Below are 15,795 nucleotides of genomic sequence, written 5' to 3'. Positions count from 1 at the left end.
TACGGAGTTGGTCGATCGCTTACGTATATCGAAAGTGTTCATAAACAGCAACTTGCATTTGTCCCCAAATTCTGTGAAGTTGTAAAAATGAGGTTTGTACCGTTTAGAGCGTTAGAACGCTGTTAGTCAATTTTGTAAATATGCTGCATTGGAAAGGAAGTAATTTGAAAGAAGTGTCGAGAGGCGTTCCAAACTTACCCGGTGTTTACTGTATATACCGTTTGTCCAGAAGAGGAATAGACTTAGTGTATATTGGCAAGTCGGGGACGATGCTCTCCAATGGAAAGTTTAAAGACCAACTATTAAATAAACGATTGAATAATAAGCAAGACGGGATTTCTCGTCAAAATTTCTTTGAGCAAAAAATAGCGGAAGAAGGAAGTGACGCCCTTGACATATATTGGTATGTTACCTTTGACGAGGAAAATCAAGATATACCTTCTTATGTGGAAGGAATACTGTTGCAACGCTATTTCGAAATATACGGTCGACTACCCGAATGGAATAATGAGTATTAAAAGGGAAAGATAAACATTAATTCTATGTTGATATGAATAACTGAGATGTTAGATCTTTTTTTGACGAACAGCAGATGATATATACTCCTGAATTTATTGCAAAAGGCATTACTGGCATAGAGTTTACATTTGACTTTCAAATAGCAGGAAGGCAAAAGGAATTGGTCGTAAAATCGTTCAATTCTCTCAACAAAATGAATGTGCCCCATTTTTTGTTCGGTTGGGAGGATATAAAAGAATCCAGAGAAAGAATATCCGGAAAACAGTTAGACGGAATTGCAATCATAAACGATGTAGATAAAGATTTGAAACCAGAATATATGGAAGCGCTTAGAAGCAAAGGTGCAGTGCCCATTCTTTGGTCGCAACGCTATTTACCGGAAGAAAGAGACAAATTAATCGCTTAGCCATGACCTGCATTACTGACTATATCGAAAAATTTGTGAATGAATAAACGAATAAAGTATAGAATAGAAACGCTATTCAAGCCGACATAAATAAAGATGAATGCCAATTCTTTCCACCACGATGGAAAGAATTGGCATTCGCCATGATTTATCTTAGCCGCTGTATGAAAAAGAAATAAAAACAGCGGCATTGGTTATTATTTACTCGGTACTCCCGCATTGTTGCCCCAGTAAGTATCCCACGGAGCAGGCTGAGCACCCTCCTGGTCGTCTTCGAGCAACAAGTCGGTGAAGTTACTACCATACTTGGCGGCGTTGCCGATAAAGTACATCAGGTTATCGAGGAACGTGCCGCGGTTATTGCTCAGATACGCATTGTACCAGAATATCTGCGAATCACCTATCCACAAGAACTTATTCTTAACATCCACGATGAGCGATGCCTCATTAGTATCATTAATCTTGGTCATTAACACAACTGCTGTTGACGGCCACGGTCCGGGGATGGTATTGGAGACACCATCATTGTAGAAACCGTCACTGTTGATATCACTCGGAGCAAGCGGCGTGTGACCTCTATCCATCACAAAGTGGTACAACTTGCTGTCTGTCTCGTACACCTGCGACCATCTGCTACTTACGCTGTACTTCATATCCTGATACCCCGCCTCGTTACGTTTGGTTGGCGAGTTGGAATTATTCACCGGAGGCAAGCCATAATCGTCCTGGGATGAAATTACCGTCCAGGCATCACGGCTATCAATGAAACTGTTGATTACCGACCAGTCGTAATTAGTACCTGCAGTTCCCCCTATATGAACCGTCGCATGCAGATAATTCACGTTGTCCGGAATGGAAGCCACATTCATATTGCCGATTCCCAATCGGGAATAATCCGGTATCTGTGCCAATCCGTAAGTGCCGGAAGTTCCGTCCCAACCCTGGTTGTACGTATTGCCAAGTCCACCGTAATCGGGTGAACCGGTCATACCGTAACCCACCATACTCCTTGCGGTAAGTGTAGTCTGATGGACGGTAAGCGTACTTGTCAGACCTTCCACGGTAACAGTTATGGTTGCCGAGACAGGAATATCGCGATTCGGATAATACACCTTCGGGAATCTCACGCGCATCCGTGTATTCATCGGATAATCCAGATTTTCGTCAATCGGACTACCATCCTCATTCACAAGCGTTGCAGCGTGATGTACCAGCGAACGCCCGTCGGAGGAAGTACCACTGTTGGTAACAACTGATGCCTTCCATCTCAGTGAAGCATCGGACACTACCGTAATTACTCCCGTCTGACCTCCATCATTCCCCACTGTGGGAAGAGTACCCGGCGACAGACTGACAGTAAGTGGTTGCTGTACCAACTGAAGATCGACATAAGTAGTATGGTCAAGCGAGAGATAGAGCCTCAACACAGCCGTATAAGAACGTCCCGAAAGATTCTGCCCCACTGCTCCGACCGTAATCGTATTCATAGCAGCTTCGTTTGCGTCAGTAGTATGATTTTCAGCGGTTACCCGGAACGTACCGGTGTCGTCATAACTGCCACCCGAGGATCTGATTTCATATTCCCACGCGGCAATCTGTTCGCCGTTATTGCCATCAACTTCCATGGAAGGACGCACGTTGAACGTAGATGTTGTATTTCCCGCAATATTTGCCAGCCCTCCTATACCGTTAAAGGTAACAGAAGTAACATTCGGCACAATCGAGATACCTCCGGCAGGACTCTGTGCAAGTTGCACCACTGCGGCGTAATCTTCAGGATCACTGTCAAGGGTAATTACCACGAAACAGTCACGCTTTGTCGGTTCGGCATTGGCCGACCATGTATATACCTTGAACTGTTTGTTAACCACCAGGCTACTGTTACTCTGAATCTTAGTCGTTGCTACTGCCGGAGAAACCCCTGCCGGGTCTAACGTAAAGCCACCATCAGGCATAAAGAGTTCCGCCGTCCACGGGCCGGAAGCATCCACAAGAATATCTCCGGTAGACATACCGGAATATGGCGCCAAGACTTTCCCTGTAGGCTGACGAACATCCAAATATACTTTTTCTCCGTTATTCTGTATAACATTGACCGCAGCTTCCAATCCGGCATACGAAAGAACGATTGTACCTGTACGCTCCGTCTCGCCCGCACCGAACGGTGTGGCATGTACCCTGAGCGTATTGCCGCTCAGAGTCGCAGCGATACTGCCATTCGAGGGAGTATAGTTCTGTGCTTTGATTGTCAGCGGACTGTTTGTTCCTGTATTATTGAAAGTAAATATCTGATAATTAAGATCGCCTCCCTTTTCTTCGATGGTAATAGTCTTGGTAGGGATTGAAAGAACACTGTTGCCGTCTTGCACTATCACACCATAGTCGCTCATGTCCCAGTAGTTGATCACATAGTCCAGACCGCATTCAGCGGCTTCATAAGCTTCTTCCGCAGAAGCGGAACCGGTGTTGACATCACGGATGGTCAGGCGATATACATTATTCGCACTCAATATCTGTGCACTCTCCGCAGGATTGATATTAACACGGTAATAGCTTATTGTGCCGGTAGCCCGTTCTTTCAGACCGACAATCAGACAAGTAGTCAGATGGTCGTTCTGCAAGGGATGGATTACCCGGTTCTCAAAGCTGTAAAGACCGCCTATGATATGACCGAGAGTTTTACCTCTTCCATCCGCCCCGTCCGTAGCAGTCTCGTTTGTGCTATTATCCACTCCGTAAAAATGATCGAGACGTGAGATGTCATTGGAAAAATCAATCATTGCCCCTTCCGACTCCCAGATTACACAGGAAGGATAGGCATTCCATATATCCGCCGAGACGAGGTCGTATACTTCATACCGGTTGTTATAGACATCAAAACGCACTACATCCCGGGTGAGTTCAAGTTCAAGTTCGAATTGTTCCTGCGCTTTGGCGATACTGCCGGTCATCAGCAACTCGTTAGATACGATAGCATTCGAATTGTCTTGGGCATCATACACCCAAGCTATCGCCTGCGCCTTTACTTCGTCTATGGTAAGACCGCCCCAGTCATGCATCCATGCATCGACGTTGCCGGTAATGTAACGGCCGTCACTAATGTTGGCTACAGCGAGGATATCATACGCCTGGTTGACTGCCAATAAAGGATGGTTCGACATATCGATTTCCGTTTTCACATCTTGGGTGAGATTGTTAGCCCTCACATAATCGACAAACGTACCTCCGTTGGGTTGAAAGAAGAGCAGATAGAGAACGCTGATATCGTCTTCGCCCACCTCGGAAGGAACCGTGGCGCGCGTTACAGTTTGAATACCCGGTTGCTTCACTGCTACCGACAGACTCAACTTTTTGTCTTCAGAGTTCTGTCCCCCTTCCATGTCTTCCTCGTATATACACGATCCCAGTATGAAAGCGGGAATCAGCATCAAGAAGAATATGATTCGTTTTTTGTTATTTGCTTTTAATGATTTCATATCACACTCCTTTTATTATTAAGGTTGAGGTTGGGGCATGTTTCTTACATTATTGGGATTATCCCAGAACTGATTCGTGAAGATACTGCCGTATTGAGCGGTGTTCACCATGAAGGCAATGAGATTCAGCGTAAAGATGAGTCGGGGTCTTTCAGACGGGTCATTAAAATAGGTCGGGTCATCATAGAAAAACTCGGAGTCGTTCTTTATCATCAAATTGAGGCTGGGGTCAATCAGCATTTCGGTAATAAGCTGGCCCTGGGCACAGTTAGGGTCATTACTAACCATTTGAACAATGGGAACTGCACCTTTACCCAATGCGGGTTCTATTGAGGAGACGACGGTATAACCGTTCACACCGCTATTTCCGATACGAAGATTTTGCCAACCTTCTACCTCGCCAAACGGACCGCTGTGTACCAGATAGTCAATAATCGGATTACTGTCATCCGGATTGATCATAAACCCTCCGTCGACGTTCCAATTAGAGACACTGCCCACACTCATGTATCCGCCACCGCCTTGAAGTCCCAACTGACCGGGAATGCAGTCAGAAGAATAATCCAGTACTCCCTGGTCTAAGACTGATTCGGAATTGATCAGTGTAAATCCCGAATCGGAGTGAAGCCAATCCCAAATAGTATTATTAGCAAATGCATTCACCCCCGGCCGCGTGTAATTAACAAAAGTAAGATTGTTTTTAACAACCTGCCATACCGTTGTAAATCCCGCTTCGGTTTCCCATTTAGCAATAGCCGGATCACCGTTTGTCTTCACTGTTCCGGTCGGACTGAAATAGTTATTATTCATCAGGAACTGTGCAAGGTTCTCCTGGTAGGTTCCATCCCAGGCGGTAGGCCTGAAGTTGGGGTTATTTCCTCCGGTTGCGAGGTTTCCATGCGCATTAACACCCACATCCAAAGCGTTCACAGCTCGGGGAACGAACTTGCTTTGCGATACGGTGAACGTTTTCGTCTCACCCATCTCTATCAGTGTAACGGCTATCGTCACTTTCGGTTCTGCATCTATCAACGCCATGGGTAAAGTGGGGAAACCTACTTTGAAGCCTATAGAAATATCGTTAGGACTCAGACCGGAATAAGGAGTAGCATCGGGATCGTCGCCGTCAATCAGGTAAGCAAATTGCTGGTTGGCACCATCGCCGTAGATGCTCATCGGCTCAAACGACTCGATTGCAACCGTATAATGCAGTCCGGTAACTTCTGCCGGTATGTCGATCTTCAATTCGGGAGTAACACCTCCCTTGCCCAAGACAGTTTGGCTCGCAGGAACATTCCATTGGAACGAACGTTGTTGGAGCGTAATCTCAGTAAAAGTACTCGGATCGTCCTTTAGTGAAATGCGTACCTTTACAGTCGCCCTGTGTCCGGTGTAGTTCGGGCCTACGGTATTCACCGTCAGGATATTATTATCCAGAACGTTGGCATCATACTGTTGCGTAACTTTGAACATCGCCTTGTCATCATATACACTACCCTGAACAATTGTTACCTCCCAGTCCGGAACATATTCAGTCTGACCATCTTCACCGGTTACCAAGTTGGGCCGTACATTGAATGTGTTGACATTGGTAGCCGGCGGTAGCGGAACAAAAAGACTGCCATCTATGTTGAAGTTTACCACAGCCTGTTCCGGAGACATCTTGATGACACTTGCCGGTTTCTGAGCCACCTGTACTACCGAAGAGTAGTTTTCGGGGTCGCTATCGAGCGTAACCACGGCGAATCCCTGCCGTATGCCTTCTCCGGAGTTGGTAGTATTCGTATAGATACGGAATTTATTGTCATTTACATAGGCAACGTCCGTGCTATGTATCTTGCTTACGAGTTTTCCTTCGGCAAAAGAGAAGCCATCCATATAAACCTCTGCGCTCCACGTACCGGAAGCATTCACCGTAATCAGCCCCGACGAGATATTGGCAACTGCCGGGAAAGTAGGAATACCGCCATCGGGCAGCGTCACCTTCAGATACGCTTCGGCATCACTGCTTTGGACGATGTTTATGGCTGCATGTAATCCTGCATACGAAAGCATCACGATACCCCGACGTTCAACCTGATCCGGAGCGATCGGAGTAGCCTTTACGTGAATAATATTTCCATTGATTGATGTAACGATACCACTATCATCAGGTTCATATATCTGACTTGAGATAGATAACGGCATCGGGTTAGGTAGCTTGCTGTTGATAAAGACCGAGTAATCGAATTCACCGCCAGTCCGGCCGATATTGATTGTCTTGGTGGGAAGTGAAAGGATGCTGTTCTCGTCCTGTACAATCAGACCGTTATCATCCATATTCCATAAATTGACCTGATAGAGCAGGTTATCGCCACGCCCGTTATAGGCCATTTCTTCGGTATCGTATCCTTTACTGATAACCCCTGTGATAGTCAGGCGGTAAACAGTGTTGCGGACAAGCATTTGCGGGCTGTCGTCCGGATGAATATTGACGCGGTAGTAGCTTGTCGTACCATCAATGTGATCCATAAGCCCTACGATGAGGCAAGTGGTTAACTTATCATTCTGTTCCGGATTGGTCACCTGATTTGGAAAAACGTAAAGACCGCCCACGATGTCATCCAGCATCGCCTCTCCGTTATCGCTGATTGAGTTGGCACGATTGTCTACACCGTAGAAACGCCCCAGACGTGCAATCTCCTTGGAATAATCCGCCACTACGCCGTCCCAGATTGAAGCTGTGGGATAAGCATTCCAGATCGAAGCTGAAACAAGGTCGTAACTATCTTTCTGGGTATTATACACGTCGAGACGCGCCACGTTGCGCGTAAGTACCAAACTAATATTACTCTCGCCTTCGAGTTTCGATATGGAGGCGCTCATGAGCAACCGGTTGGGTGATATGGCGTTTATCTCATCGGTAGTTCCTTCTACTAAGGCGGTGGCTTCCAGCATCACTTGTCTTTGCCTCTTGCCGGTCCATCTGCGTAGCCAACTATCTATTTGAACTGTATTACTATTGTCGGAAACATAGACATTGTCGAATATATTAGCTACGGCAAGGATGTTGTAGGGAGCATTCGCCGTGAGTTCAGTTCCCGCAAGGCTAAAATCCACCGACATTCCGGTTACGTCATTTACCTTCACATAATCAATGAACCGCCCGTTCTGGGTAGCATCCGAATCGAAAAAGAGCAAATAGAGCGAACCTATCTCGTCCTCACCTTCTTCAGCAGGTATAACGGCGCGTGTGGCAGTTGTGGCGGTAAGTCCCTTTACATCCAGATCCACATGTAAACTGCCGCGGAAGATATCTTCGCCTTCTCCAATGTCCTCGATACATGAACCGAACAACATGACTAAAATACCTGTCAATATGTATGACCACCTTTTCATTTTATTTTCGTTTTACTGTTTCGTTGCTGTGCATGCTATAAATTCTTGTTTGCACCTAATACCTTATCTATATTACCCCCATCTTTCCAATCGCCCAGGTCGTAGTCTATCTGCCGGATGGTGATGACAAAGGTGATTCTTTCCGCAGTAATAGTGAGAACCGACGGATTGTCGGCAGCAGCCGCATCATAGGATTGCAGCGCGGTGATAACGAAGTAATTGGTTCCGGCCTCGCTTTTAAGTTCCACCTTGAAGCGATTGTTCTGTATGATGGTCGGATCAGCCGCATCAGGGAAGGCTCCACCATTGTTGAGCGCCAGTACAAATTTATCAAGAGGAATATTGGTACGCATTTCAATGGAATCTTTTGAACCGGCAGAACGGGGAAGCGTCATCACACGATTGTCGTTGGGAACATTCTTACTCTGTCCGAGCATGACGTATTCGGAACCGTCGAGAAAAAGTTCCATCATGTCGATTGCATCCCAATCGTAAATTCTGACGGTCATGTTCATCGACTGTGATTCGTATGCAGTTTCTACATCGGAGAATCCGGCACCCGTTACCTTCGAGATGGAGAATTGATAAAGGTGATTGCGAACTACATTGATTAACACATTATTTACGGCGAAGTCGAGCCTGTAGAACGTTTCGGTGGCGCTTCCGTTATAATAACCGCCTACCACGATAGCCATGCGGTTGGTATGGTTAGCGTCTCCAACCGTACCGGCAGTTCCCATAAATATGTCCGATTCGGGAACATATATTTCCTGAGAAATGAATCCGCCGGTAGCACTTGCAGTAGCGCTATAGGCAAAGAGACTCTCGGAATCCTCAATTGAGAAAGCGGCTGTTCCGGCAGGTATGCTGGGGATGTCATCCTCCATTACTCCCGGATTGGGTATGACAGTATATTGGTTGTTGGGGCGCATCACATAGACATGTCCAAGCCGGAAAGGAATTTCTTCATTGGAGATATTCTTACCGCTCCACGACCATATATGTGTGTTGTCATCTCTTGTACCAACACCTACCCCGATATCGATGCGCGCTACGGCACGGGTCAACTGCAAAGTTTCATTATTGATGCCCAATTGAACAACCATCGCATTGCTCTCTCCCCACATGGGGATTGCATTATCTGTCGCTCCGTTGTACATCTTACCGCTGATGGCGCCATAAATGGCGGTGACTATTTCCGAATAGCTCTTTCCTACATAGGTAGAAGTGGTTTCATCGGTACCGATGGTGTTTGCTATCAGAGTCGCCGCATTGGCTAATACCACCAGCTTATAGGTATCACTACCGCTTCTGCTTGCCGAAAGCGTTAAAGTGAATGAGCCTTCACCACTGTATGCAGGATTTCCGCTCCCAGGCGTACTGGATACTTGCTCCCCCTGTTTGATGGCAATCAGTGAATTGGCGCTGTTGAACACCAGCACATAAATATCATTAATTGTGTTCTCCTGTTCGAAAGTCAACGCACGGCTTGCAGAGTTGGAAAAGCCCCCGGGAGTAGTCAGCCGAAGATAAATCAGGGCATCTTCTGATTTGTTATCCGGCTCCGGATATGAATCTTTCACACAGCCTCCCATCCACGAACAGATTGAAATCAGTATAACTGCTACGAATATTTTATGAATCAACTTTTTCATTTCTTTCATTATCTATCTATATTTAGATTCTCTTACGGCCTGCTTATATCCACGTTCGTATTGATTATCTCGAACCCGTTCACAGTAATGCTGACACTCAAATCGGCAAGAACCGATACTTCGAATGAAAACTCATTTACGCGATCGATGGCTTCCTGATCCGGCCATAAGAGATTACCTTGCTTATCCTTGGCCTTGAGTATCACATCATTAATAACATCTATAGGAGAAATAATGTTCCGGCCTGTAACCGCATTTCGAATATAGAACAACACCGGCTCGTCTTTAAATCTGTTGATATCCAGATGCATCACCCTTATGTCCACAGATATCTCTGTTCCGTTATCCGATTCGAAGTAAGGTTCGTAACACACCTCGCGGGCATAACGGTCTATGCTATTGTCGTAACCGTACCGCTCGTTGTGACCGGAGACGCAAATGAATGGTTCCTGGTTATCCACGGCGCGAGAACTCAAAAGTTCCCAGCCTTTGACTTTGACATGTAGTGTATTGGTATCTTGCATCATATCTATATTTGCAGTACATTGCTCGCCATCAACTACTTCTACATGTTGCACTATTCCAAAGTAAATGTCGTCAAACCCACCTCCGGCAAGGGGAATGACTTCGCCCGGATGAATTCGACTGTCATCCATATCGTGTGTATGACCCACATCCATCCCCGGAGTAGCACGAAGCGGTTCGGTGGCAAGCATCATACGGAAATTATCTATTGTGGTTCTGCCAACGGCAACATAAGGTATAAAAGTAGAAGTAGCAGGATCGGTCATGTCGCCGTCGATAAATCCACCTTTCTCCATGTCTCTGCTGCTGCCACCCCAAGAGGTGATGGTGTACATTCCCGAAGGCAGGTCGTTAACGTCAATCCACTTACGGTTAATATCATCGGGGCTAAGCGTAACGACTTTGACAAGCAACCGGGTGTTTTCATCAAAAATATAGGCACGAAGGCTTTCCACGTTCTTCTCGAGTAAACACTGATATTCCGTATTCAGAATATAGCAATAATTCAATCGCAGTCCTTCCGGACAGTCAGCTAAATCGTCCTTGATACAGCTGCCAAGTAGCAGAACGAAGAAGAACAGTGATGAAGCGATAATCCTTTTGCACATATATTGAATTATTTAGGTTTCGCATGTTGTTAATAATCAGTAGTATCTCTATTAGCTTCTCTGATTTCTTTCACTAAGGTACGTACTCCTCCTGGGAGGAAGAGAACATACCTTAGTGAAAGAAATCAGAGAAGCTGTCAGCGAAGCTAATAGAGATACTATTGCTAATCACTAAGAAGANNGCTGTCAGCGAAGCTAATAGAGAAACTTGAGTGAATTATTAAATTGTAATGTAATACAATTAGTGAACGGAAGGGGTATCACCCCCTTCCGCCCTGTGAGGTTTTATTTGAATTAGAGATTAGCATCTGGATATACGATTTCCCATTCCTTGATTGTTACACTTACCTGCAGACTAACGTTTGCAGGGTTAGGAGTCAAACCTGTATTAGTCGGGCCAAAGACGATACCGTTAGCCAGACCACCGATGCTATAGATTGCACCACGTTTAAATACATTATTCTCGATACCGTTGTAACTCGTTACCGTAAGGTAAAGTGTTCTGGTTTCGGTGTACGTTTCCCCATCTTCAATAGTACCATTCCCGTCCGTGTCGGCCGGATAAGATACATCTTTCAGCAAAACAATAGGGCGCGAAAGGCTACCGGCGGCTACATTGTAAGCCCATACATTACCTGCTCCCGGAGTGGCGATAAAAGGATTGGTTTCAAGATCAGTCGGATCAACAGAAACAGCCGCCCATTCACCTGCATTACCAAGAGCATTTGCCTTGTAAGTGGCGTCAGCCGATTCCAAAGTATTCTGTCCTTGTGAGAACATGGTACCTGCAAAGGAACCACCATAGGTAAATGAAGGATACCAGTCATCCACATAAACGCCTGCGACTTTAAAGCCTAAGATATTCTTATCACCCGTAACCTTACCAAGTTCTATGCGCGAAACCAGCGGGTTGAGTTCAATACTTACAGTAGCCTCAACGGTTGTCCGGTCATTATCAAGAGGATTTCCATTAAGAGTGATCTGCTTCGCTGCTCCGTCGCTATTAGCCAAAACTACGGTCTGATAAGATTGAAGCTGACTTCCACCTACAGTCTGTGGAATCAACGTAGTCAGCAAATCCGATTTAGCCTGGATTTGTGCCAGAGTTGTTGTTCCATCTACAACTTCAGTACTAAGAGACGTATTACCCGCAGGAATATTCCCGATGATATAAACGCGTGAGTCAGAGGGTACATCCCGTGTCAATATCTGACCAGGGCCATTGTCCACAAGTGCTTGTGATACATTCAGCGCCTCATGATAGGTTACAACACCTGTCGAGTTAATCACATAGATTTGACCGGTTAAGCCGCTGCCTGCAGGCATCAACTGAATAGTACCCGCTGCCGTTTTACCCGGAGCTTCAATAGCACGGGAAGAGGGAGCCTTAACAACACCGGCAAGTTTAACGGAGAGCTGCGCAGGCTTTCCTGCCGGAATATTTTCGTTTTGCTCATCATTATTACAAGAAGCAAAAACCATTGCCAAAACGGCAATCATCATTAAAAGATTCTTTTTCATAAAACAAGGTTTTTTAGAATAATTATTAATTGAATGAATACTTCTGATTTATTTCAGACTAAAATTGGTTTCGGAGATTCTTAAATAGCGCAAGCCACATCAGGTACTCCATACCTTATGAGCTATTGACAGTACCCAAAGTTGACGTTCGTTGCGAAAATCAATAATCTCTTCATATAGACTCAAACCAGCAGAAACCATCCACTGTTCATTAGGGACAGCATTATTGTAATCAATTAACGTTTCGGAATCTTTCACCACCCGGATTGTCTTTCCGGGATGTTGGCAATCCATACGGCCTTTCTCGCTGAGCAGGCGTATGCCACGTTCGGTAGCCTTGTCTATGGGAATTTATTCATCAGCGGTAGTTCCTCAATCAACTACCAGTATCTCTTCCGGCAAGTATCCGCTACGAATGCGCCACTCCTGCGGATAAAGGTTATTGGCACGGTTGCCTACATTCTTCACAAAGCCCAAAGGAACATCTTTATATGTCAGCAGCACATACCCGCGCGGGGAATCGGCAGCCAGAACAATTGCCTCCTTACGCAGATAAGCCACAGCCTGCTCGTACGAGACGTCTTCGTGGGGAAAAGCCTCCCGGCGCAACGCATTACTCATGGCAAGCGCATGTTCCGGAATCAAATCCTTCCCTTTTATTTCTCCAAGAGGAATACCGGCCTGAATGATGCGGAGAGATTGTTGCAAAGCTGACAAAGCAGAAATACTTTCTTTAGGAAAAGCGGAAATGTTCGTCCCGTTTACAGAGAGTTCATAATCATCCGCCGAAAGAAGCCAGCCACGAGCCGCCGCCAGTTGTTCTTTTGACACGACGGGCGCCGGCTTCTTCTTCCCTTGGGTTGAAACCGGCCTTCTCCGTGTCTCCGGGATATCGGTTTCCGGTTTGCGAAGCACGGAAAGGAAGAAACCTTCACCTTTCGTCCGGTGAGGCAGAAAGCGATAGACAGGAAAGTCTGCTCCCATAATAATATTCCATTCTTCCGGCACGTTCAGCGGAAGTATTTCCGCGCCGAACTCATCACGTATCCAGCGGATATTCTCTTCGTTTTCTTCCGTATTATAAGTACACGTACTATAAATAAGTAGTCCGCCCGGCTTCAAGCTGGGCCAGACATCAGTCAGGATACGGCGCTGGCGTTGCCGGCAGATTTCTACATTTTCGAGGCTCCACTCGCTCCTTGCAACCGGGTCTTTACGGAACATTCCTTCGCCCGAGCAGGGAACATCAGTCAGTATCAGGTCGAAGAAGCTTTCCAAGCCGGAGAAATCCGCCGGGTCATTGTTGGTTACCACCACTCCGGGGTTGCCCCACTTCGTCAGGTTCTCAGCCAAAACCTGCGAACGGTTGCGGATAACTTCATTAGCCACCAGCAGACTGCCTTCGGGCAATATGCTACGGGCATGGGTAGATTTCCCGCCGGGCGCAGCGCAAAGGTCGAGCATCATCACCGGAGCTTCGCCCACATACCGGCGTAATGCCTGTTCTACAAACATGGACGATGCTTCCTGCACATAGTAGCAGCCTGCATGGAACAAGGGGTCAAAAGTAAACGTCAGGCGGCGGTCGAGGTAGAAGCCGGCGGAAGCCCAAAGTACACGCTCGGAGCAACTGCGAAGAAGAGCGGCTGAAACATGAGGGAGTTTCGCCTCGTTCAGCCGGATGCTTACAGGCTGTTCTCCGTTCAGGGCATCAATCAGTTTATTATATTCTTCATCTCCCAGCAGGGAACGGGTACGGTCTGCAAAAGATACGGGTAATTCCATGTGCCAATTTGTTTGATATCCGCAAAGGTAACACAAAAAAGCACAGGATACTAACCTGTATTATTCATACTTCAGGAGTTAACGTATGAATCATGCAGACCCTATCACACACTATCTGCTCCGTATCAAGTCCGTACCAAGTCCGTACCAACTCCGTANNATAAGGGTACCTTTATACGGAGCGGGTACGGAGCGGACCCTGCCCTGACACGGCCCTGGTACGGAGCAGACACGATTTTAGCATGAATTATTCAGACTAAAGAAGTTTGCCAGTCAAATAATTCCTATAGATTATCGTTTAATTCAAAAAAATATCGTCTCTTTGCAACTTTCTCAAGAACATTATACGTCTAACAGACATTAAGAACAATAAAATATAAAATACATGATTATGAAACGATTACTTTTAGCATTTATCGCCGCCATGACATTCTGCTCATTGGTATTGGCAAAGGAAAGAACTGTCACGGAGAACGACAGCCTTGGGAACAAAAAACGCGTGATTGAACTCCGCGATACTGTCATCAACGGGAAAACCGTAACCGATACCCTCAGTATCATGACCTACGAAGGTAGCGGTCCCGATTTCGGAAGCAATGGATGGAAACACCACAGCAATCATTGGGGAGACTGGGGATTTGACATGGACGGAAACATTTCCAACATGATTATTTCAGTCACAGGCATTGTCTTTGTCTTCGGGTTGCCTTTGCTCATCATCATTACGGTATTCTTCTTCAATTACAAGAATCGCAAAGCCAAATACCGTCTTGCGGAACAGGCACTTGCCAGCGGACAGCAACTACCCTCGGATTTCTTCAGAAACGTAGATAAGAACGAGGATATACGCACCAAAGGAATCAAAAACGTTTTCATCGGAATAGGACTATTCATCTTCCTTTGGGCTATTACCGGTAACTTCGGAATAGGCTGCGTCGGGTTACTCGTTATGTTCACCGGATTCGGGCAACTGGTTATCCACTACACACAGGAATCTAAAAAGAACGATAGAGAAAGATGAACCAACTCAACGATATATCGTTAGTTGCACAGGTCGTGGTGTTTCACAACACCAGGGCCTTTGACCAGTTAGTGAAGAAGTATCAGTCGCCCGTACGACGGTTCTTTCTTCACCTTACCTGCGGCGACAACGAATTGAGTGACGACCTGGCGCAAGACACGTTTATCAAAGCATACACCAACCTCGCTTCATTCAAAAACCTGTCCAACTTCTCAACTTGGCTATATCGTATTGCATACAATGTGTTTTATGATTATATTCGCAGCCGGAAAGATACAACCGCCCTTGATACCCGGGAAGTGGATGCCCATTGGAACACCAGCCAAAACGACCTCGGACAGCAAATGGATGTGTACCGGGCGCTGGCGACACTGAAAGAAATGGAACGAACCTGCATCACTCTGTTTTATATGGAAGACCAGAGTATTGATAAGATTGCAGGTATCACGGGATGCCCGGTGGGAACAGTTAAAAGCCACCTCTCACGGGCGAAAGAAAAAATGGCTACCTACTTAAAACAAAATGGTTATGATGGAAACAACTGATGATAAACTTTTGCAGAAATTCTTCTCCGACAATTGCAGAGAGATAGAAGATAACGGCTTCAGCCGACGCGTAATGCACCATCTGCCCGACCGGTATCGCCGGATTTCGCAGTTGTGGAGCATGTTCTGCTTTACGCTTGCCATCGTATTATTCTTTGTCCTCGATGGCTTGCAACTGGTATTGAATACTTTACGGGAAACCTTTACCAGCGCCATAGAAAACGGCGCCGCGGAGCTTGACCCGAGATCGCTGATAATAGCAGTCGTAGTACTTCTCTACCTCGGATACCGTAAGATTTGCTCTTTAGCTTGAGTTTACAACATTTGACATAAACCTATTTTTCTTTAACAGAAGA

The 15,795-nt window shown here is 46.1% G+C and carries 12 protein-coding genes; 5 read left to right on the top strand and 7 right to left on the bottom strand.

What is annotated here, in order from left to right; all coding sequences use genetic code 11:
- The first annotated feature begins 140 nt into the window (after positions 1-140).
- Both B2Z67_RS00195 and B2Z67_RS00190 read left to right on the top strand, forming a co-directional pair.
- The gene (locus B2Z67_RS00195) at positions 141-518 is read left to right on the top strand and encodes a hypothetical protein (RefSeq protein ID WP_291527794.1); all 378 of its coding nucleotides are present in this window, start codon (positions 141-143) and stop codon (positions 516-518) included.
- Positions 519-592: 74 nt separating this feature from the next.
- Entirely contained in the window at positions 593-925 is a 333-nt protein-coding gene (locus B2Z67_RS00190; RefSeq protein WP_291527793.1) for a DUF1829 domain-containing protein, read from the top strand.
- Positions 926-1,122: 197 nt separating this feature from the next.
- Here the strand turns inward: B2Z67_RS00190 and B2Z67_RS00185 are convergent, their stop codons facing one another.
- From B2Z67_RS00185 to B2Z67_RS00155, 7 genes are all read right to left on the bottom strand, one after another.
- Complete coding sequence (locus B2Z67_RS00185; protein ID WP_291527792.1) at positions 1,123-4,401, bottom strand: hypothetical protein; 3,279 nt, start codon at positions 4,399-4,401, stop codon at positions 1,123-1,125.
- Between the two features lie 18 nt (positions 4,402-4,419).
- Positions 4,420-7,779, bottom strand: a complete 3,360-nt coding sequence (locus tag B2Z67_RS00180; RefSeq protein ID WP_291527791.1) for a hypothetical protein — start codon at positions 7,777-7,779, stop codon at positions 4,420-4,422.
- A 35-nt stretch (positions 7,780-7,814) separates the two neighbouring features.
- Positions 7,815-9,434 (bottom strand): fimbrial protein, encoded by a 1,620-nt coding sequence (locus tag B2Z67_RS00175; RefSeq protein ID WP_291527790.1) that lies wholly within the window; start codon positions 9,432-9,434, stop codon positions 7,815-7,817.
- Positions 9,435-9,466: 32 nt separating this feature from the next.
- The gene (locus B2Z67_RS00170; RefSeq protein ID WP_291527789.1) at positions 9,467-10,567 is read right to left on the bottom strand and encodes a FimB/Mfa2 family fimbrial subunit; all 1,101 of its coding nucleotides are present in this window, start codon (positions 10,565-10,567) and stop codon (positions 9,467-9,469) included.
- Positions 10,568-10,861: 294 nt separating this feature from the next.
- Positions 10,862-12,088, bottom strand: coding sequence for a hypothetical protein (locus tag B2Z67_RS00165; RefSeq protein ID WP_291527788.1), 1,227 nt, complete (start codon positions 12,086-12,088; stop codon positions 10,862-10,864).
- A gap of 99 nt (positions 12,089-12,187) precedes the next feature.
- Positions 12,188-12,382 (bottom strand): hypothetical protein, encoded by a 195-nt coding sequence (locus B2Z67_RS00160; RefSeq protein WP_291527787.1) that lies wholly within the window; start codon positions 12,380-12,382, stop codon positions 12,188-12,190.
- Between the two features lie 78 nt (positions 12,383-12,460).
- Positions 12,461-13,873, bottom strand: a complete 1,413-nt coding sequence (locus B2Z67_RS00155) for a methyltransferase RsmF C-terminal domain-like protein (RefSeq protein ID WP_291527786.1) — start codon at positions 13,871-13,873, stop codon at positions 12,461-12,463.
- Positions 13,874-14,264: 391 nt separating this feature from the next.
- Here B2Z67_RS00155 and B2Z67_RS00150 point away from each other — a divergent pair, with 391 nt between their 5' ends.
- The 3 genes from B2Z67_RS00150 to B2Z67_RS00140 are packed head-to-tail and all read left to right on the top strand — an operon-like array spanning position 14,265 to position 15,752.
- On the top strand, positions 14,265-14,894 hold the full coding sequence (locus B2Z67_RS00150) for a DUF6249 domain-containing protein (protein WP_291527785.1): 630 nt from the start codon (positions 14,265-14,267) through the stop codon (positions 14,892-14,894).
- A complete protein-coding gene (locus B2Z67_RS00145) occupies positions 14,891-15,439 on the top strand; it encodes an RNA polymerase sigma factor (protein ID WP_291527784.1) in 549 nt (182 codons plus the stop codon). The genes B2Z67_RS00150 and B2Z67_RS00145 overlap by 4 nt, the downstream gene beginning before the upstream one ends.
- Complete coding sequence (locus tag B2Z67_RS00140) at positions 15,426-15,752, top strand: DUF5056 domain-containing protein (RefSeq protein WP_414630759.1); 327 nt, start codon at positions 15,426-15,428, stop codon at positions 15,750-15,752. The genes B2Z67_RS00145 and B2Z67_RS00140 overlap by 14 nt, the downstream gene beginning before the upstream one ends.
- The last annotated feature ends 43 nt before the right edge of the window (positions 15,753-15,795 follow it).

The sequence above is a fragment of the Bacteroides sp. UBA939 genome, assembly GCF_002293435.1.
Classification (GTDB): domain Bacteria; phylum Bacteroidota; class Bacteroidia; order Bacteroidales; family Bacteroidaceae; genus Bacteroides.
This window is presented reverse-complemented; position numbering and strand designations above follow the sequence as displayed.